The organism is Micromonospora rosaria (assembly GCF_001567585.1).
GTDB lineage: Bacteria > Actinomycetota > Actinomycetes > Mycobacteriales > Micromonosporaceae > Micromonospora > Micromonospora rosaria.
This window is the reverse complement of the sequence record NZ_LRQV01000059.1, coordinates 19,701-38,336: the sequence shown is the minus strand read 5'-3', so window position 1 is coordinate 38,336 and position 18,636 is coordinate 19,701. Positions and strand designations below refer to the sequence as shown.

15 protein-coding genes are annotated in these 18,636 nt (G+C 73.6%); 12 read left to right on the top strand and 3 right to left on the bottom strand.

The window, feature by feature from the left end; all coding sequences use genetic code 11:
- Window positions 1-686: asparaginase domain-containing protein (locus AWW66_RS17160; RefSeq protein WP_067367123.1), on the top strand; the 686-nt coding region annotated here is incomplete at its 5' end.
- A 16-nt stretch (window positions 687-702) separates the two neighbouring features.
- Here the strand turns inward: AWW66_RS17160 and AWW66_RS17155 are convergent.
- The 3 genes from AWW66_RS17155 to AWW66_RS17145 all read right to left on the bottom strand — a co-directional run bounded on the left by AWW66_RS17155 (window position 703) and on the right by AWW66_RS17145 (window position 5,717).
- Window positions 703-1,728, bottom strand: coding sequence for a LacI family DNA-binding transcriptional regulator (locus tag AWW66_RS17155; RefSeq protein WP_245648346.1), 1,026 nt, complete (start codon window positions 1,726-1,728; stop codon window positions 703-705).
- A gap of 28 nt (window positions 1,729-1,756) precedes the next feature.
- Window positions 1,757-4,249 (bottom strand): glycoside hydrolase family 3 C-terminal domain-containing protein, encoded by a 2,493-nt coding sequence (locus AWW66_RS17150; RefSeq protein WP_245648345.1) that lies wholly within the window; start codon window positions 4,247-4,249, stop codon window positions 1,757-1,759.
- Between the two features lie 244 nt (window positions 4,250-4,493).
- Complete coding sequence (locus AWW66_RS17145) at window positions 4,494-5,717, bottom strand: ROK family transcriptional regulator (protein WP_067367117.1); 1,224 nt, start codon at window positions 5,715-5,717, stop codon at window positions 4,494-4,496.
- A 220-nt stretch (window positions 5,718-5,937) separates the two neighbouring features.
- Between AWW66_RS17145 and AWW66_RS17140 the strand changes: the two genes are divergently transcribed.
- The 11 genes from AWW66_RS17140 (at window position 5,938) to AWW66_RS17090 (ending at window position 18,298) form a co-directional block, all read left to right on the top strand.
- Window positions 5,938-7,605 carry an extracellular solute-binding protein gene (locus AWW66_RS17140; RefSeq protein ID WP_067367115.1) on the top strand — a complete coding sequence of 556 codons (1,668 nt, stop codon included), beginning with the start codon at window positions 5,938-5,940 and terminating at the stop codon, window positions 7,603-7,605.
- The gene (locus AWW66_RS17135; RefSeq protein WP_067367112.1) at window positions 7,602-8,630 is read left to right on the top strand and encodes an ABC transporter permease; all 1,029 of its coding nucleotides are present in this window, start codon (window positions 7,602-7,604) and stop codon (window positions 8,628-8,630) included. The genes AWW66_RS17140 and AWW66_RS17135 overlap by 4 nt, the downstream gene beginning before the upstream one ends.
- The gene (locus AWW66_RS17130; protein ID WP_083978564.1) at window positions 8,627-9,598 is read left to right on the top strand and encodes a carbohydrate ABC transporter permease; all 972 of its coding nucleotides are present in this window, start codon (window positions 8,627-8,629) and stop codon (window positions 9,596-9,598) included. Before AWW66_RS17135 ends, AWW66_RS17130 begins: the two co-directional genes overlap by 4 nt.
- 80 nt (window positions 9,599-9,678) lie before the next feature.
- On the top strand, window positions 9,679-11,673 hold the full coding sequence (locus AWW66_RS17125) for a beta-galactosidase (protein WP_067367108.1): 1,995 nt from the start codon (window positions 9,679-9,681) through the stop codon (window positions 11,671-11,673).
- 41 nt (window positions 11,674-11,714) lie between these two features.
- Window positions 11,715-12,107: a DnaJ family domain-containing protein gene (locus AWW66_RS17120; protein ID WP_083978565.1), complete on the top strand. Its 393-nt coding sequence runs from the start codon at window positions 11,715-11,717 to the stop codon at window positions 12,105-12,107.
- A gap of 192 nt (window positions 12,108-12,299) precedes the next feature.
- Window positions 12,300-13,469 carry a hypothetical protein gene (locus tag AWW66_RS17115; protein ID WP_067367105.1) on the top strand — a complete coding sequence of 390 codons (1,170 nt, stop codon included), beginning with the start codon at window positions 12,300-12,302 and terminating at the stop codon, window positions 13,467-13,469.
- Window positions 13,470-13,616: 147 nt separating this feature from the next.
- Window positions 13,617-14,432, top strand: coding sequence for a sensor domain-containing protein (locus tag AWW66_RS17110; RefSeq protein ID WP_067367102.1), 816 nt, complete (start codon window positions 13,617-13,619; stop codon window positions 14,430-14,432).
- 2 nt (window positions 14,433-14,434) lie between these two features.
- On the top strand, window positions 14,435-15,955 hold the full coding sequence (locus AWW66_RS17105) for a hypothetical protein (protein WP_067367097.1): 1,521 nt from the start codon (window positions 14,435-14,437) through the stop codon (window positions 15,953-15,955).
- Window positions 15,946-16,545, top strand: a complete 600-nt coding sequence (locus AWW66_RS17100; protein ID WP_067367093.1) for a hypothetical protein — start codon at window positions 15,946-15,948, stop codon at window positions 16,543-16,545. Before AWW66_RS17105 ends, AWW66_RS17100 begins: the two co-directional genes overlap by 10 nt.
- Before the next feature lie 131 nt (window positions 16,546-16,676).
- Window positions 16,677-17,255: a dihydrofolate reductase family protein gene (locus tag AWW66_RS17095; protein WP_067367092.1), complete on the top strand. Its 579-nt coding sequence runs from the start codon at window positions 16,677-16,679 to the stop codon at window positions 17,253-17,255.
- A gap of 134 nt (window positions 17,256-17,389) precedes the next feature.
- Window positions 17,390-18,298 carry an alpha/beta fold hydrolase gene (locus AWW66_RS17090; protein WP_067367089.1) on the top strand — a complete coding sequence of 303 codons (909 nt, stop codon included), beginning with the start codon at window positions 17,390-17,392 and terminating at the stop codon, window positions 18,296-18,298.
- Window positions 18,299-18,636 lie beyond the last annotated feature (338 nt).

Below are 18,636 nucleotides of genomic sequence, written 5' to 3'. Positions count from 1 at the left end.
TCACCGACCTGCTGCTCGGGCCGGACCTGCCCGGCCCGGTGATTCTCACCGGGGCCCGCCGCCGGCCGTACGAGCCGGGCGCCGACGGGCCCCGCAACCTCGCCGCCGCGCTCACCGCCGCCGCCGACCCGACGCTGCGCCACGCCGGTGTCCTGGTCTGCGCCGACGACGACCTGCACGCCGCCCGCTGGGTCACCGCCGTCGACGCCACCGGCGGGCCGGCGCTGCGCTCGGACCCGTACCCGGTGGTGGCCCGGGTCGCCGACGGGCGGGTCGAGCCGGTCGCCGCGCCACCGGCCCGCCCGCCGCACCCTCCGGGCCAGCCGGCCACCGACGTCGCGCTGATCCGCACCTACCCGGGCATCCCGGCGGGTGTGCTCACCGCCGCCGTGGACGCCGGCGCGGCCGGCCTCGTCCTGGAGGGCACCGGCCCCGGCAACGTGCCGGTCGACCTGCTGACCACCATCGGCGACCTCACCGAGTGGGGCATCCCGGTGGTGGTCGCCTCCCGCTGCCGGACCCGGCCGGTCGCGCTGGCCGACCTGCCACCACCCGACGGGCTCGCCGCCAGCGTCGGCGCCGTCGGCGCCCGGGGACTGCCCGCCGGCAAGGCCCGGGTGGCGCTGATGGTCGCCCTCGGCGCCGGTGGGGCCGCCGCCGCCCGGGACTGGTTCGCCCGGCTCTGACCGGCCGGCGGCCGGGTCAGCCGGCCGGCGGCGCGGCGGTGCTGTCCCGCACGGTCAGCCGGGGGCCCAGCAGGGTGGCGGCCGGCACCGGCTCGTCGCGCAGCTTGCTCATCAACAACGCCACCGCCTGCCGGGCCACCTCCTCGGCGGGCACCGGGACCGACGTCAGCATCGGGCTGGCCTGCTCGGCGAAGCGGTCCGGGCAGATCCCCACCACCGACACGTCCTGCGGCACCCGCCGCCCCAGCGTCGGCAGGGTGGCCAGCACCGGACCCACCGCGGCCTCGTTCTGCACCACCAGCGCGGACAGGTCGGGATGGTGGTCCAGCAACTCGATCAACCCCTGCCGGACCGCCGCGGCGCCCTCCTCGAACGGGCGGGTCACGGCCGTCATGCCGTGCCGCGCCGCGGCCTCGGTGAACCCGGACCGGGTCCGGTGGGCGAAACCGGTGCCCCGGTCGTAGACGGCAGCCGGGGCGCCCAGCAGCGCGATCTGCCGGTGCCCCAGCTCCGCGAGGTGCTCCACGCAGACCTGACCGGCCCGGTGGAAGTCCAGGTCCACGCAGGTCAGGCCGGCCGCGTCGGCGGGGAAACCGATCAGCACGCTGGGCCGGGCCAGCTCCCGCAGCAGCGGCACCCGGGAGTCGTCCAGCTCCACGTCCATCAGCACGATGCCGTCGACCATCGCGCTGGCGGCGATCCGGCGCAGCCCCGCCGGCCCCTCGTCGGAGGTGACCAGCAGCACGTCGTGGTCGAAGCGGCGGGCGCTGGTCACCACGGCCATGGCGAACTGCATCACCACCGGCACCTGCATACCGGAGCGCAGCGGCAGCACCAACGCGATCACGTTGGCCCGCCGGCTGGCCAACGCCCGCGCCCCGGCGTTCGGGTGGTAGCCGAGCGCCCGGACACTGGCCAGCACCCGGTTGCGGGTGACCTCGGAGATCGCCCGCTTACCGCTGAGCACGTAGGAGACGGTGCTGCCGGCGACCCCGGCGTGCCGGGCGACGTCGGCGATGGTCACCTGGTCGGGCGACTTCACCGGGTCCACCCCCGCCCCGTCCCGGCGGTCACCGGCGCCGGCCGGCGCCGGAGGGCTGCCGCGCCACCGCGCCGTCGGGCACCGCCACCGGGTCGGCGGCGTCGCGGACGGTGACCGTACCGACCAGCCGGATGTCCCGCGACGAGCGGCCGACCAGGACGCTGTGCGGGGCGCTCTCCACCACGAACGCCCCCCGCGACTCGTCCCAGTACCCCAGGTCCGCCGCGCGCAGCCGCAGCCGCACCACCCGCCGCTGCCCGGGGGCGAGGCTGATCCGGGCGAAGTCCCGCAACTGCCGCAGCGGCTGCTTGACCCGCGACCGCCGCTGCCGGGTGTAGAGCTGCACCACTTCCTCACCCGCGCGGGTGCCACCGTTGGTGACGTCGACGCTCACCACGACCTCCTCGCCCACGGTCATCGTCGCCGCGCTCAGTCGGAGGTCAGCGTAGTCGAAGGTGGTGTAGCCGAGCCCGTGGCCGAACGGGTACAGGGGATCGCCGCGGTGGTACAGGTAGGTGGCGTCCGACCCGATGACGTCGTAGTCCAGCAGGTCGGGAAGCTCCGCCGCGTCGGCGTACCAGGTCTGGGTGAGCCGGCCGCCCGGCTCCGCCTCGCCGCACAGCACCGACGCGACGGCCTCGCCGTGCTCCTGGCCGCCGTGCGCCGACCACAGCACCGCCGGCACGTTCTCGCGCGCCCAGCCGATGCCGTACGGGTAACTGCTGGTGACCAGCAGCACCGTGCGGGGGTTCGCCGCGTGCACCGCGCGCAGCAGCGCCTCCTGCGCGGTGGGCAGCGCCAGGTCGGCGCGGTCCTCGGTCTCCCGGCCGTTGACCATCGGGTGGTTGCCCAGCGCCACGATCGCCACGTCCGCCGCCGCGGCCAGGGCGGCGGCCTCGGCCAGCCCGTCGACGAGCAGGTCGACGCCGAACGCGGTCGCGGTCTCCGGGCCGTCCGCGTCGACCCGTAGCGTCCCGTCCCCGGTCACGGTGACGTACCGGCCGGTGGCCAGGTGGTGCAGCAGCACCGTGCCGTCGACGCCGGGGCGCAGGCGGAAGGTCTCCCGGACCACCCAGCCGCCCGGCCCGGGACGGTCGTTGACCAGCACCCCGTCGTCGTCGGCGCCGACGTGCCGGCCGTTGGCCACGGCGCGCAGCACCACCGCCCCGCCGCCCCAGTCGACCACGTCGAAGCCGGTGCCGTCGGCGTCGTCGCCCACCCGCAGCGGGCCGCCGTCGTCCCCGGCCGGGCAGCCGACGTACCGGTCGCCGACGCGCAGCGCCACCCGGTCGGCCCCGGGGTGGGTGGTCACCGCCGGCAGCCGCCGGGCCAGCCCGGCGTAGGTGGTGACCGCGTACGGCAGGGTGCCGCTGTACCAGTCCTCGTACACGGTGTCGGCGAGCGGGCCGAGCACGGCCACCCGGGGCGTCGCCCGGGGGTCGAGGGGGAGCAGCCCGTCGTTGTCCAGCAGCACCACCGACTGCCGGGCGGCCTGCCGGGCCAGGTCGCGGTGGGCCGGGCAGTCGACCACGTCGGGGGTGACGTCGGCCCACGGGTCGTCCTGCGGCGCGTCGAGGTCACCGACGCGCAGCCGCAGGGTGAGGATCCGGCGTACCGCGCGGTCCACGTCGGACTCGGAGATCAGGCCCCGGCGCAGCGCCTCGGTGAGCCGGCCGGTGGTGGGGGCGCTGTCGCTGGCGTCCTCGGTGAAGCTGTCGATGCCGGCGCGCAGCGCGGCGGCGAACCCGGCGACGTGGTCGGGCAGGTGGGCCTGCAGGCCGGCGATGTTGGTGACCGCCCCGGCGTCGCCGACGACCAGGACCTCCTCGGCCGACCAGCGGCGCAGCTCCGCCCCGATCAGCGGGCTCAGGTGCGCCGGCACCCCGTTGACCAGGTTGTACGAGGCCATCACCGCGACCGCCGCCCCGCTGGCCAGGGGGGCGCGGAACGCCGGCAGTTCGTACTCGTGCAGCACCCGGGGGGACATGTCGCTGGAGGTGGTGGCCCGGTCGGTCTCGTTGTTGTACCCGAGGAAGTGCTTGAGCGTCGGGGCGGTCTTGAGCCGGCGCGGGTGGTCGCCGCGCAGGCCCCGGGCGTACGCGGTGGCGAGCAGTCCGGTCAGCCACGGGTCCTCGGACCAGCCCTCCTCGTTGCGGCCCCACCGGGGGTCGCGCAGCGGGTTGACCACCGGCGCCCACACGTTGAGGCCGACCTGCTCGGGGTCGGCGTGGTGCTTGGCGCGGACCTCGTCGCCGACGGCGTCGCCCACCGCCCGGATCAGCTCCGGGTTCCAGGTGCTGGCCAGTCCGATCACCTGGGGGAACACCGTCGCCGGGCCGAGCCAGGCCACCCCGTGCAGGGCCTCGGTGCCGGTGCGGAACGGTGCCAGGCCGAGTCGGGGCACCGGTGCCTGGCACTGGTGCAGCAGCCCGATCTTCTCCGGCAGGGTGAGCCGCGCCAGCAGCTCGTCGATACGGGTGTCGGGGGACGGGCCGGTCACCGGGTCGGTGCGGTCGGTCATGTGGCGTGCCTTCCGTGCTTGCCGGCCAGCGACAAGTCGAAGCGCTTCGACGGACGTCGCGACGCGCGGCATCGCGATGGTGGAGGTGAGGCCGTCGGCCCGGACGGTGAAGCGCTTCGACGACCCCGGCGAAACACGCCGCCCCGGTGTCTGCCCGGACGAGGGGACGGCTGTTCGAGGTTGGCACCACCGTGCCGATGCGGTCAAGGGCCGGACCGGAGTGGATCCGTAACGAAGCCGGAGGTCACCGCGCGGGAAGTCGACCACTTTCGATGGCTGCGAGCGCGGCGGTGGCGCCACCCAGCGCCGTCGCGGTCGCGCCGAGAACGGAGGCGTCCAGCCGCAGGCCGCCGGCGTCCGGGGCGATCGCCCGCGCGGCCAGTTCCTGGCGGGCCGGGGGCAGCAGCCAGGTGGACAGCGCCGCGAAGTGGCCGCCCACCAGCACCACCTCGGGATCGACGAGGTTGACCACCAGCGACACCGCGTGCCCGAGCCGGCGGCCGACCTCGGTCAGGCCGGCCCGCACCCGGGGGTCGCCCTGCCGGGCCAGGGCCTGGATCCGGTCCAGCTCCGGCAGGTAGTCGGTGACCGGCCCCTCCTCGGCGGTGTCCGGCAGCAGCCGGCGCGCCACGGCGGGCAGCCCGACGAACGCCTCCACGCAGCCGGCCCGGCCGCAGGCGCAGACGGGGCCGCCCGGGTCGAGCGGGAGGTGCCCGATCTCGCCGGCCAGGCCCCGGCCGCCGCGCAGCAGCCGCCCGGCGGAGATGACCCCGGCGCCGACCCCGGTGCCCCCGGTCAGGTGGACCAGGTCCGGGGTGCCGGCGTGCCGGCCGTGGCGGTACTCGGCCAGGGCGGCCAGGTTGGCCTCGTTGTCGACGCTGACCGGGTAACCCGGCTCCGGGTCGCCCAGCGCGGCGCGCAGCTCGGCGGCCAGGGCCACGTCCCGCCAGCCCAGCGAGGTGGCCAGGGGCACCGCCCCGGTCGTGTCGACCAGACCGGGGACGCCGACGGTGAGGCCGAGCACCGTGCGGTCCTGCTCGACGATCCGGGCCACCGCCCGGCGGGCCAGGGTGGCCAGGACGCGGACGGTGTCGGTGGGGGAGTCCGTCGGGGTGAACGCGCGCCGCCAGGTGAGCAGCCGGTTACCGGCCAGGTCGACCGCGACCACGACCAGTTCGTCGGCGCGGATCTCCATGCCCACCGCCGCGTACGGCTCGCCGTCGAGCACCAGCATGGTGGCGGGTCGGCCGATGCGGTTCTCGGTGAGCCCGGTCTCGCGCACCAGCCGGCGTTCGATCAGCTCGCTGACCAGACTGGAGACGGTCGCCTTGTTGAGCCCGGTCCGGGCCGCGATGTCAGCGCGTGAGCACGGGGCGTGCACGCGCACGTGCCGCAGGACCACGGCGCGGTTGGCCACGCGGACGTCGCCGAGGTCGGTCGGCTGCGGTTCGTTGTGGACGCTGATCACAGTCTGCCCGCTCCCTGCACCGGTGTGCGCGATCCCGGGGTGGGTGCCGCGCGGTCATCTTCGCGCATCGCGGCGGTGACCGGGGTCGACCGGCTGCGCCGGCACCGCTCCCTTGTGGGTCGAATCACCGTCGATTAGTTTGTTCGGCTAGAACACCAACTAATCCTAGCCGGACGAACCTGCTCCGCAAACCCGCTTTCGACGATGAAGGGAGTGCGCCGTGACGCCGTCCCAGCCGGGCGCATCCACCGACCGCCGTACCGTGCTGCGTCTGATCGGCCTCGGTGCCGCCGCGACGATGGGTGGCAGCACCCTGGCCGGCTGCAGCAAGGAGGTGGGCAGCCAGGGTTCGGCCACCCAGGCCGACGCGATCAAGGCCGTGCTGCCCACGTACAAGGCCGCCGACCTGCTCCCGCCGGACATCCCCGGCGAGGGGCCGATCCCCAGCGGCTACCTCAAGTACCCGACCGAACTGGTCGACGCGGTCACCGAACAGCCGGGCCGCAGCGGACAGCAGGTCCGCGCCATCAGCCCCTGGTGGGGCCCGACGCCCCCGGCCAACGACCGCAACGAGTACATGCAGGCGATCAACGCCAAGCTCGGCGTGGAGATGGTCGTCAGCGTCCAGGACGGCAACACCTACGCCGACAAGCTCAACGCCATGCTCGGCGCCCGCGACGTGCCCGACCTGCTCTGCGTCCCCAACTGGGAGGTCGACAAGATCGCCCGGTTCTCCGACGCCACCAAGGCCCTCTTCGAGGACCTGACCGACTACCTGCAGGGCGACAAGGCCGCCGCCTACCCGTACCTGGCGGCGCTGCCCACCGGGTCCTGGGAGTACTGCGTGTGGGGCGGGCGGCTCTACGCGGCCCCGTTCCCCACCGACGGTCCCTTCGCCTGGACCCTGTTCCACCGCAAGGACCTGATCGACAAGGCCGGCTACGGCACCCCCACCACGATCGAGGAGCTGTACGAGTTCGGCAAGAAGGCCACCAACGCCAACCAGGGGGTGTGGGCCTTCGGGACCGTCTTCGACATGGTGCAGCAGTTCTACGGCTGCAACCAGACCTGGCGCAAGAAGGCCGACGGCGGGCTGGAGCACAAGTACGAAACCGCCGAGTTCACGGCCGCGCTGGAGTTCACCGCCCGGCTGTTCGCCGAGGGCATGGTGCACCCCGACACGGTGGCCAGCAAGGGCGCCGACGAGAAGCAGCTCTTCAGCGCCGGCAAGATCCTGATGTACCAGGACGGGATGGGCGCCTGGCAGGGCATGCAGGGCGAGCAGGCCAAGGTCACTCCCGGCTTCAACATGCAGCCGCTGCCCTTCTTCGGCGTCAACGGCAAGGACGCCATCGTCTGGGGCAGCGAGAAGCCTGTCTTCTACACCTTCGTCAAGAAGGACCTGGGCAAGGAGCGGGTGGAGGAGCTGCTGCGGGTGATGAACTGGTGCGCCGCCCCGTTCGGCAGCCGCGAGTTCGAGCTGCGCGAGTACGGCGTGGAGGGCAAGCACTTCACCCGCGCCGCCGACCACAGCCCGATCCCCACCGACCAGTTCCGCAAGGAATTCGCCGGCCAGGTCAACAGCCTCGGCGGCCGACCCCCGATCAAGATCCGCAGCGGCGACACCCCCAACTACGCGCAGGAGTACATCGACTTCCACAAGAAGTTCATCGGCCTGCGGGAGCCCGAGCTGTTCGCCGGCATCAAGCTGGAACTGCCGGCCAACTGGTCCAAGGTCCTCCAGCCCACCGACGACAAGATCCGTGACATCCTCCGGGGCCGGCGCCCACTGACCGACATGGATCAGGTCACCAAGGAGTTCCTCTCCACCGGCGGCGAAGAGGGGCGGGCGTTCCACGAGAAGGCCCTGTCCGACAACGGCCGATGAGTCGCACCGACGTCCCCGCGCCGTCCCCGGCCGACCAGCACCGGTCGGCCGGGGACGGCCCGGCCGACCCCCGGGCCCGCCGCCGGCGGCGGGCCAAACGCCCCCTGGGCGCGCGGCTGCGCCGGGACTGGCCGCTGCTGGCGATGGTCGCCCCGGCCGCCCTGCTGCTGCTGGTCTTCCACTACCTGCCCACCCTGGGCAACGTCATCGCCTTCCAGGACTACAACCCGTTCGTGGGCGACGACCCGCTGGAGGCGTTCCTCTACAGCGAGTGGGTGGGCTTCGGCAACTTCGAGGTCCTCTTCCGCGACCCGCTGTTCTGGGACGCGGTGCGCAACACCCTGACCATCACCGCCTTCCAGCTCGTCTTCTTCTTCCCGCTGCCGATCTTCCTGGCCATCCTGCTCAACAGCGTGCTGTCCGGCCGGATCCGTGGCTTCGTGCAGAGCGTGGTGTACCTGCCCCACTTCTTCAGCTGGGTGCTGGTCATCACCTTCTTCGTGCAGATGTTCGGCGGGGCCGGTCTGCTGGCGCAGGAGATGCGCCAGGCCGGACTGGAGCCGTGGAACATCATGACCAACCCGGACACCTTCATCATCCTGGTCACCGCCGAGTCGGTCTGGAAGGACGTCGGCTGGGGCGCGATCGTCTTCCTCGCCGCCCTGTCCGCGATCGATCAGAACCTGTACGAGGCGGCGGCAGCCGACGGCGCCGGGCGGTGGCGGCGCCTGTGGCACATCACCCTGCCGGGCCTGCGCCCGGTCATCGTCCTGCTGCTCATCCTGCGCCTGGGCGACGCCCTGTCGGTCGGCTTCGAGCAGTTCATCCTCCAGCGCGACGCGGTCGGCCGGCAGGCCGCCGAGGTGCTGGACACCTTCGTCTACCACAACGCGATCGCCACCCAGCAGTGGGGACAGGGCGCCGCCGCCGGCCTGTTCAAGGCCGTGATCGGCCTGATCCTCATCGTCGCGGCCAACAAGATGGCCCACAAGCTGGGTGAGCAGGGGGTGTATTCCCGGTCATGAGCACGCAGATCAGCCCGGCCGGCCCGGTGCCGGCCGGCCCCCACCCGACCCCCCGGCTGCGCCGGCGCAACCCGCAGCGGCCCGCCTGGGAGGAACCACCCTCGTTCCTCGGCCAACTCGGCAAGGGCACCGCGCTCACCCTGCTCGTGCTCGCCGTGCTCTTCCCCATGTGGTCGGTGGTGGTCACCAGCCTCGCCTCCCGCGAGACCATCAACGACACCGGCGGCATGGTCGTGGTGCCCCGCGAGATCGACCTGTCGGCGTACTTCTCGATCTTCTCCGGTGGCACGATCACCCAGGCGGTCTGGATCAGCACCCTGGTCACCGTGGCCGGCACCACGGTCAGCCTGGCGCTCACCGTGCTCGCCGCGTACGGGCTGTCCCGGCCCGGCTCGGTGGCGCACCGGGGGCTGCTGTTCCTCTTCCTCGGCACCTTCCTGATCTTCCCCGGCCTGGTGCCCAGCTACCTCGTCGTCACCGGCCTCGGCCTCAAGGACAGCCTCTGGTCGCTGATCCTGCCCAGCGCGATCAGCGTGTTCAACCTGGTCGTCATCCGGGCGTTCTTCATGAACGTCCCCGGTGAACTGCTCGACAGCGCCCGCATCGACGGCGCCGGCGAGTTCCGTATCCTGTGGACGATCATGCTGCCGCTGTCCCGGGCGGTGATCGCCGTCGTCGGTCTCTTCTACGCCGTCGGCTACTGGAACGCGTACTTCAACTCGGTGCTCTTCATCGACGACAACAGCAAGTTCCCCATCCAGCGGGTGCTGCAGAGCTACATCCTCGCCGGGCAGTCCCCGAACGTCTCCGGGTCCTCGATCAGCCTGCCCGGGGTCACCGCCTACCCGCCGACCCTGGCGGTGAAGATGGCGGTGGTCGTGGTCACCGTCCTGCCCGCCGTGATCGCCTACCCGTTCGTGCAGCGGCACTTCACCAAGGGTGTGATCACCGGCGCGGTGAAGGGCTGACCCGCCGCGTCGTGGTGCCCGGCCCGGTCGGCGGGGCCGGGCACCACCCCTCTGTTCCGACGACCCACAGGTGGTGGCACATGCGCGACGACGGCCGACTCTTCTACGGCGGCGACTACAACCCGGAGCAGTGGCCCGCCGAGGTGTGGCGCCAGGACGTGGAGCTGATGCGCCGCGCCCGGGTCACCCTGGTCACCGTGGGCGTGTTCGCCTGGTCCCGGCTGGAACCCGAACCCGGCCGCTACACCCTCGACTGGCTCGACGAGGTCCTCGACCTGCTGCACGACGCCGGCATCCGGGTCGCCCTGGCCACCCCCACCGCCTCCCCGCCGCCCTGGTTCTCGCTGGCCCACCCCGACGCGCTGCCGGTCACCGCCGACGGGGTCCGGCTGCACCACGGCAGCCGCGACACGTACTGCGCCGCCGCGCCCGCGTACCGGGCCGCCGCCCGCCGGATCACCGAGGTCCTCGCCGACCGGTACGCCCACCACCCGGCGCTGGCCCTGTGGCACGTGCACAACGAGTACGGCACCACCTGCCACTGCCCGCACGCCGAGGTGGCCTTCCGGCGGTGGCTGGCCGACCGCCACGGCGACCTCGACACCCTCAACGACGCCTGGACCACCAGCTTCTGGAGCCAGCACTACACCGACTGGGCGCAGATCGGCACCCCCCGCGCCACCCAGTACCTGCACAACCCCGGCCAACTGCTGGACTTCCGCCGGTTCTGGTCCGACACCCTGCTCGCCGCGTACACCGACCAGCGGGACGTGCTGCGCGCCGCCAACCCGGACGTGCCGATCACCACCAACTACGTCCTCGGCGACTGGGTGCCCGTCGACCACGCCCGCTGGGCGCGCGAGGTGGACCTGGTCGCCATCGACCACTACCCGTCGGCCGTCGACCTCGGCGCCGAGGAGCAGACCGCCCTCGCCGCCGACCTGGCCCGGGGCTGGGCCCGGCACGGCGCCCCCGACCGGGCACCGGACTGGCTGCTGATGGAGACCGCGCCGAACCTCATCTACACCGCCGGCCGGATGCACACCAAGGAACCCGGCCGGATGCTGCGCCAGAGCGTCGCCCACGTCGCCCGGGGCTCCCGGGGCGCGCTGTTCTTCCAGTGGCGCGCCCCGCGCGGCGGCGCCGAACGGTTCCACTCCGCGCTGGTGCCGCACGCCGGCGCGGACAGCCGGGTGTACCGGGAGGCGGTGCGGCTCGGCCAGGCCCTGGACCGCCTCGCCGAGGTGCGCGGCACCGTCGCCGCCCGCGTCGCGCTGGCCTGGGACGCCGCCAGCGGCTGGGCGCTGCACCACCCCGGCCTGCCCGCGGAGCGGCTCCACCACCACGAGGAGGTCGCCGCCGCCCACCGGGCGCTGTGGCACGCCGGCCTCGCCTGCGACGTCGCCGTCCCCGGCGACCCCCTCGACGGGTACCCGCTGCTCGTGGTCCCCGCCCTGTACCTGGCCGACGAGGCCACCGCCGGGTGGGTCCGCGACCACGTCCACGGCGGCGGGCACGCGCTGGTGACGTACCTCAGCGGGGTCGCCGACGAACACGCCCGCATCCACCTCGGCGGCTACCCGGGCGCGTTGCGCGACGTGCTCGGCGTGCGGGTGGAGGAGTTCCACCCGCTCGGCGACGACGAGCGGGTCGCCCTCACCGACGGCGGCACCGGCACGGTCTGGGCCGAGACCGTCGGGCTGACCGGCGCGCAGGCCGTCACCGGGTACGCCGGGGGCGTGCTGGCCGGGCAGCCGGCGGTGACCCGCCACACCTACGGGGCCGGGGTCGCCTGGTACGTCTCCACCCGCCCCGACGACGCCACCTACCGGCGGCTGCTGACCGAGGCGGCCACCCCGGCCGGGGTCACCCCCACCTGCCCGGACGCGCCGGACGGGGTCGAGGCGGTCCGGCGCGGCGGCGACGCCGGGAGCTGGCTGTTCCTGCTCAACCACACCGACCGGCCGCAGACCGTACCGGCGACCGGGGTGGACCTGCTCACCGACGCGACCGTCACCGACGCCGTGCACCTGCCCGCCGGTGGCGTCGCGGTGCTGCGCGAGCCCACCGGCTGAACCCGCCCCGCCGGATATCGTGGGGCGGGGAGGTGGGGCCGGTGCTCGGCGGCAGGGAGGCGGCGGTGGAGGCGCAGATCCGCGCCGCCCAGGAACGCGGCGAGTTCGACAACCTGCCCGGGGCGGGCCGACCGATCCCCGGGCGCGGCGAGCCGTACCACGAGTCGTGGTGGATCCGCAGCTTCCTGGAACGGGAGGCGATCCCCAGCGACCTGCTGCTGCCCACCCCGCTGCAGCTGCGCCGCCGCCTCGAACGGCTCGACGACGAGGTCCGGGACCTGCCCACCGAGGCCGGCGTCCGAGCCGTCGTCCGGGACCTCAACGCGCAGGTCGTCGACTGGCTGCGCAACCCCACCGGGCCGCAGGTGGTCGTCCGCCCGGCCGACCCCGACGCGGTGGTACGCCGCTGGCGGCAGGCCCGCACCGGAGCCTGACCACCCACCCGGACCGCGACCGGCACGGCCCGACGCCTGGCCGCGCGGACCTCGGATGCTGCCCCCGACGCCACCCGGACGGTCCCTGGCACCACGCCTGGCGGGACCTACGCTGCGGGCTAGCCGCGACCTGCGTCGCCGCTGTCGCCGCCGGCCGGGCGGCCCCGGTGCCGACGGAGAGGGGAGCGCACCATGCACGCCCGTGCCCGGGAGGTGACCGAGACCAGCCGGTCGGCACCCGCGCCCCGTCGCCCGCAGCGGCCCGCCGGGTCGGCCGACGTGCAGCGGCTGTTGTCGCTGCAACGGACCGTCGGCAACCAGGCGGTCCAGGCGATGATGCGGGAGGACGAGCCCGGCCCGTCCCGGCAGCCCGCCGGGGCGTGGCCGACCGCGTCGTGGCGGGACACCATCGAGGGCCTCCGCCAGGGCAACGGCCTGCTCGGCCCGGCGAACGGTCAGATGCGACGGTACCGCCAGAACAACGCGCAGCTCGGCCCGCTCATCGACCAGTTCGTGGACTCGCTGCTGGACCCGCAGCGCAGCCCCGACGACGCGACCCGCGTCCTCACCCAGATGGTCGAGTTGCTGCGCCGACCCGCCCCCAACGCCCCCACCGGACGCGGCCGGACCATCCCGTCGAGCTTCCCCCGGGCGGTGTACAACAACCTGAAGGAGACCGTCAACGCCAAGCGGCTCTGGCTCGGCGGTGACCACACGCTGCACCCGTGGCCGTTCGACGCGGACGCCAAGAAGCCGGACTACGTCCTCGGCGAGGAGCCCGGCGACCTGCGCGACGAGACGGCGGAGTCCTACTACGCCAGCGTCCGGGACGTCGGCGACCACGTCTCGGTCACCGGCATGGGCACCCTGGACCAGGTTCTCGACCGGTTCCGTCAGGAGGTCGCCGGCAAGGTCGCCACCTACCCGGGCAAGCAGGTCCGGGTCGTCGTGGACGTCGCCGACAACCACGCGGACCGGTTGTGGGACGACGCGCCGGCGGCGCTGCGCGACGTGTTCCGGGAACGGCTCGGTGAGCGGTCCGGGCTCGACGCCCGGCTGGTCCAGGTCGACGTGGTCCTGCCCGGCGGCGAGGTGATCACGGTCTACGACCGGTCCGGCAGCCCACCACCGCAGTCCGAGGTCGAGCCGGAGGTGCAGGTCGTGGAGGTGGCAGCCGCACCGGTGATCGACGCGCTGGTGTCGTCCTCGCCGCCCTCACCGGCGACGTCCACCACGCCGCTGCTCGGCGACCCCGAGGCCCAGCGGGACCAGCCGGTGCCGGCCACCCTCCTGGCCCGGTTGCGGGCCTGGGTCGCACGGTTCTGGGCGGCGCTGCGCGGCGCCTTCGGCCAGTCGTCCTGACCGCCCGTCACCGCAGGTACGACAGCCGTCTACCCGACACTCCGCTTGACGCCACCGCCCGCCCGGCTGATACGTATACGTCGATGTCTGCTCCTGCACCCGACCCGAGGTCACGGGGTGTTCGTCAGGAAGCGTCGAGGTGGGCACATGACTCAGTCGTCGCAGTCCGGCACGGGGGACGACGGGCGGCCCCAGCCGCAGGTGGCCTCGTGGCCGCCGCTGCCACCCCCACCGCCCCTGCCACCGGCGCCGGACCCGGCGCAGCCGGTCGGCACACCCCCGGCGACGCCACCGCTGTGGCGCACCCTGTCCGCGTGGCGCTGGCTGGCGGCGGGACTCGCGGTCGTGGCGCTGGCGGAGCTGGCGGCCATCGGGTGGCTGCTGTGGTCGGCCGGTGGGCAGCGGGCGGTGCCGGGCACCGTACAGGCCCGGATCCTTTCGCTGGAGGACGCCAGCGTGCTGGTCGGGACGACCCTGACGGCCGCCACCAGCCATCGTGAGCCACCCCGCCCGCAGGTGGCCGATCCCGCCACCTGCGCGGTCGCCGTCGGCCCCGCCACCCGGTCGGTCTACACGCGCGGCTGGACGGTCTTCCTGTCGGCGACGTACCAGGACTCCGAGGCGGTGGCCGACCACACGGTGACCCAGGTCCTGGGTGTGTACCCGGACGGCAACCAGGCCGGCACGGTCTTCCAGGCGCTGACCGACGGCGTCAGGGGCTGCACGTCGGCGGTGCGGACCGACGCCGCGCAGCACGCCACGGCGTGGGTCTACACCGTGGAGGCCGCGACGGCGGACCGCCTGGTGTGGGTATCGACGCAGGAGGACGCCGACGGGTGGACCTGCTACCGCCAGGCGCGGTTGACCGGCCGGACCGTGGTGCAGGTGGCCGTCTGCCAGGTCGGTGACGGCACCGAGGCTGCCGCCAGGATCATCGACCGCGTCGCCAGCAGGGTGAGCTGACCATGCGGGACAGCGCACCGCCCTCGGCGACCGGCCGACCGCTGCCGGGCGTGGCGCGTCTGCTCCGGCTGTTCCTCGCGGTGCTGCTGGTCCTGACCGTCGGCGGGGTCCCGGCGACCGCCGCCCCCACCCTCCCGGCGGCCTCCGCACCGGCCGGTGACTCCCTTCCCGCCCGCCTCGAACCGTGCAGCTGCCTGCCGGCTGCCCTGAAAACACAGGTCACGGCCTACAACGAGCGACTCGCGGCCGTGCCGCGACGGGAGAGCCAGCTCACCGCCCGCGAGAGCGCGGTCGACCGCCGGGTCGCCTCCTACAACCAGCGCTCCAAGGCCGTGCTCGCGAAACTCCGCGCCAACGACCGGAAGATCGACGCGCACAACGCCCGGGTGGCCGCCTATCCGAACGGCGCGCCACCGGCGACCGCCGACCGGCTCAACGCACGGGCTGCCGCGCTCAACGCCGAGCAGCGGCGGCTGAAGTCGGAGGTGTCCGCGATCGCCGCCGACGGCGACCGGATCAAGACCGACCAGGCCCAGCTCCAGCGGCAGCGGGAGGCGCTGGACCGCGACCGCGCCGAGCTGCGCGACCAGCACCGGGACCTGTTCCAGCAGATGGTGGCCGCCACGGTCCAGGCGGCACTGGCCCAGGCGGCGTTGGCCCAGGCCGGCACGGCCGCCGTACCGCAGCCGCCGGGCGGCGACGCGGCCCGGCCGCCCTCGCCCGGCGAGGCCCGCGACGACGGCGGTGACCGGGCCGCGCGGCTCACCGAGGCCGACGCGCTGGACGGCTACGAACGCAGGAACCGGGTCGAGGTCGACAAGCGCCCGGTCACCGCCTACCTGAGCCCGGACGCGGTGTCCAGGGCCCTCGACCGCGGCGGGGCGGACCCCGTGCTGGCCCGCGACTACGCCGGTCTGGCCCGCAGACCCGACGGCACCTACCGGGCGCTGTGGTTCCAGCCGTCGGGCACGGACCGGACGGCCGCGCACCGGTCCTTCGACGACGCCGTCGACGGCGACCGGCCGGCGACCGCGATCGTCGACGGCCGGCAGGTCCGGATCACGGGGGTCGCGCAGGCCGACGTCGTCGCCCTCCCACGCACGGCCCGCTACCAGGCCCTGTTGGCGACCGCGGAGACGCTGAGCAAGCGGGCGTCGGACATCCACGCCGCTCTCGACGACCCCATCGCCGAGAGCAGGAGAACGGTCGCGGTCGTCCGGGCGTCGACCCCGCTCGGGGAGGTCGACGTGGTGGCCGGCAGCGGCGCCGGCCTCACCCCCACCCAACGGGCGATGATCCGCTCCGGGGAGATCCTCGCCGACAACCTTCCCGACACCGACGCGGAGCAGAACGCGTTACTGTTCATCAACAAGATGGCGTGGCGGCCCGTCGCGGGAGGGGCGTCCCGCAGCGTGTGCGTCGAGATCTGCGCGGTCCTGATCCGGGCCTCGGGCGGTCTGGTCACCGGCGAGGTCCACGACAAGGAGCACGGGACCAAGAGAAGGACGTTCATATGGCCGTAGACCGCGGCGACCCCCTGGGTACGTTCCTCGTGGAGGCGTCCCGCCGGCCGGGGCAGATCGCGGTCGCGTCGCTCGTCGAACGGATGGCGCAACTGTTCACCGGGCCGGTGGGGGCCACCGGCGGCCGGACCGCCGACGTGGAGGCGTTCCTGCTGGTCCTGGACGACCTGTGGAGGCCGGGACCAGCCGACGACGAGCCCTGGCGGGGGAACGCCGCCCGGCTCATGGCGCTGCCCGAGTTGGCCGCCGAGCGGGAACCGTCCGGTGCGCTGGCCTTCGCGTGCCACGCCCTGGCCGTCGCTTACTACGCCTGCGAGTACCGGCGTACGGGCGAGGTGCGGCACGCGACCCGGGCCGGCAGCCACGCGCTGGACTCGATGTTCTTCCTCACCGAGCACGTCGGCGACGGCGTCGACCGGATGGCTCAGGAACGGGCGCTGCGCCGCCGTGACGTCGAGGAGTTGAGTGCCGAGGCGGACCTGGGCGCGGTCAGCGGGCAGCTCAGGGACCGCTCACGCCGCAGGTCCGCAAAGCTGGTGGCGGCCCTGCTGGTCCCCGGCCAGGAGACACCCGGCGGGCCGGGCCGCTGAGGGATCGCCTCGTTCCACGAGCCGGCCCTGTTCCCGTCGGTCGACTTCCGCCCGCCCCCGGACCGATGAGATTTCGCGGTGGCTGCCGTCTCAATACCGCAGCAGGCAATCAGCCGGTAGAGGAGACCGCAGTGAACGACTGGGAACCGCAGACCGCGAACGGCAAGGTGCTCTGGCACTTCACCATGTCCCTGGACGGGTTCGTGGCCGGGCCGAACCACGAGATGGACTGGATGTCGACCGGCATCTCACCCCAGCCGGGCCTGATCGAGCAGTACGTCGAGACCACCGGCGCGGTCCTGGGCGGCCGGCGCGGCTGGGACCAGTTCCCGGATCCGAGCGCCGTCTACGGTGGCGCCTGGGCCGGGCCCATCTTCGTGTTGACCCATCACCCCGAGGACGCCGAGCCCGCCGAGCGCGTCACGTTCCTCGACTGTGACGTGGCCGAGGCGGTACGGATCGCGCGGGACGCGGCCGGCGGCAAGAACGTCGAGGTGCTGTCGCCGACGATCGGTGCGCAGCTTCTCGAACGCGGCCTGCTCGACGAGATCGACCTGCACATCGCGCCCGTGCTGCTCGGCGAGGGCATCCGGCTGCTGGACCTCCCCGGCGGCCGGCCGCACTACCTGCACCGGGTCGGCGCCGACGACCCCACGGCCGAGCTGAGTGTGCGGTACCGGCCGGTCACGCGCACCCGACAGGGCTCGTGAACCTGCCCCCTCACCGCGCTCCGTGCCACCGCTTCGGGCCCTCCCGCCTCCCACTTCATTATCTCACGAGCGCCGTTTCCGACTACGACGGGTAGTTGCTTTGGGCCTGTCGGGTGACCGCTACGGTGCCCGGCATGCTTACTGGTGAGGAGAAGTTCGTTCGTTCTGGGCACGTCCGGTTGTGGACCGAGCGTTTCGGTCGGCCCGGTGACCCCACCGTCCTGCTGGTCATGGGCACCTCCACGCCGGGCATCGGCTGGCCCGACGAGCTCGTGGAGGCGCTCGTGACCAGCGGCCGGCAGGTGATCCGCTTCGATCACCGTGACACCGGCCGTTCCGACTCCGTCGAGTTCACCACGCACCCGTACGCGCTCGCCGACCTGGCCGCCGACACGGCCGCCGTTCTGGACTCCCACGGCGTCCCGGCCGCGCACGTCGTCGGGACGTCGCTGGGCGCGGCGATCGGGCAGTGGCTCGCCGTGCACCAGCCGGCCCGTGTCCGCACGCTGACCGCGATGGCCTCCTCTCCGATGGGGAACAACCCCGGCCCGGCGTGGGCGCGGGCGCTGGCAGGACAACCCGCTGCGACCGACGAGCTTCCACCCCCGACGGCACGGTTCCTCCACCACGTGATGGCCTCGGCGACGACGCCCCGCACGACGGTCCGCCAGCGCATGGACGCCGACGTGCAGACCTGGCGGGTACTCAACGGCGACGTCCTGCCCTTCGACGAGCCGGCCGCGCGACGGTTCGTCGAAGACTGCTACACCCGGGCCCACGACGTCACCGCCGCCGCGAACCACGACCTCGCCGGACGGCGCTGGGCCGACGACCGGCGGGCCTCCCTGTCCCGCATCACCGCGGCGACCCTGGTCCTGCACGGCAGTGAGGACCCCCTGTTCCCCCCGGCCCACGGGGCGGCCCTCGCGGCGCAGATCCCGGCGGCGCGCCTGGAGATCGTGCCGGGGATGGGCCACCACCCGTTCTTCTCTTCAGGGCTCACCGAACGGATCGCCGACTCGATTATCCGCCACACGACCTGACGCCACACCCCATGTCGCCGTACGGGGCGACGTGGGTCCCCGACACGGGGTGCGACCGCTCCGGTCGGCAGTCGACTCTCACCACCCCCGACGCCAATTAATGGATTACCGGTAACAGTAATCCAGTAATTGGCTAGGGCAAAGCGGGCATAACGCCTGCACATCATAATGACTGTTATGGTCGCCGCCGCGTCCGCCGGGAGGCTGGCAGCCAGAGTCCCGGCGCGGGGGTCCGGGCGGCCCGTCGGGCGGGCGAGCGGCGGGAGGGCGTTCCACTTGACGATCCGGCCGGGGCTGCGCTACATACAGAAGGGAACTTGAGTCACCTCGACTCAACT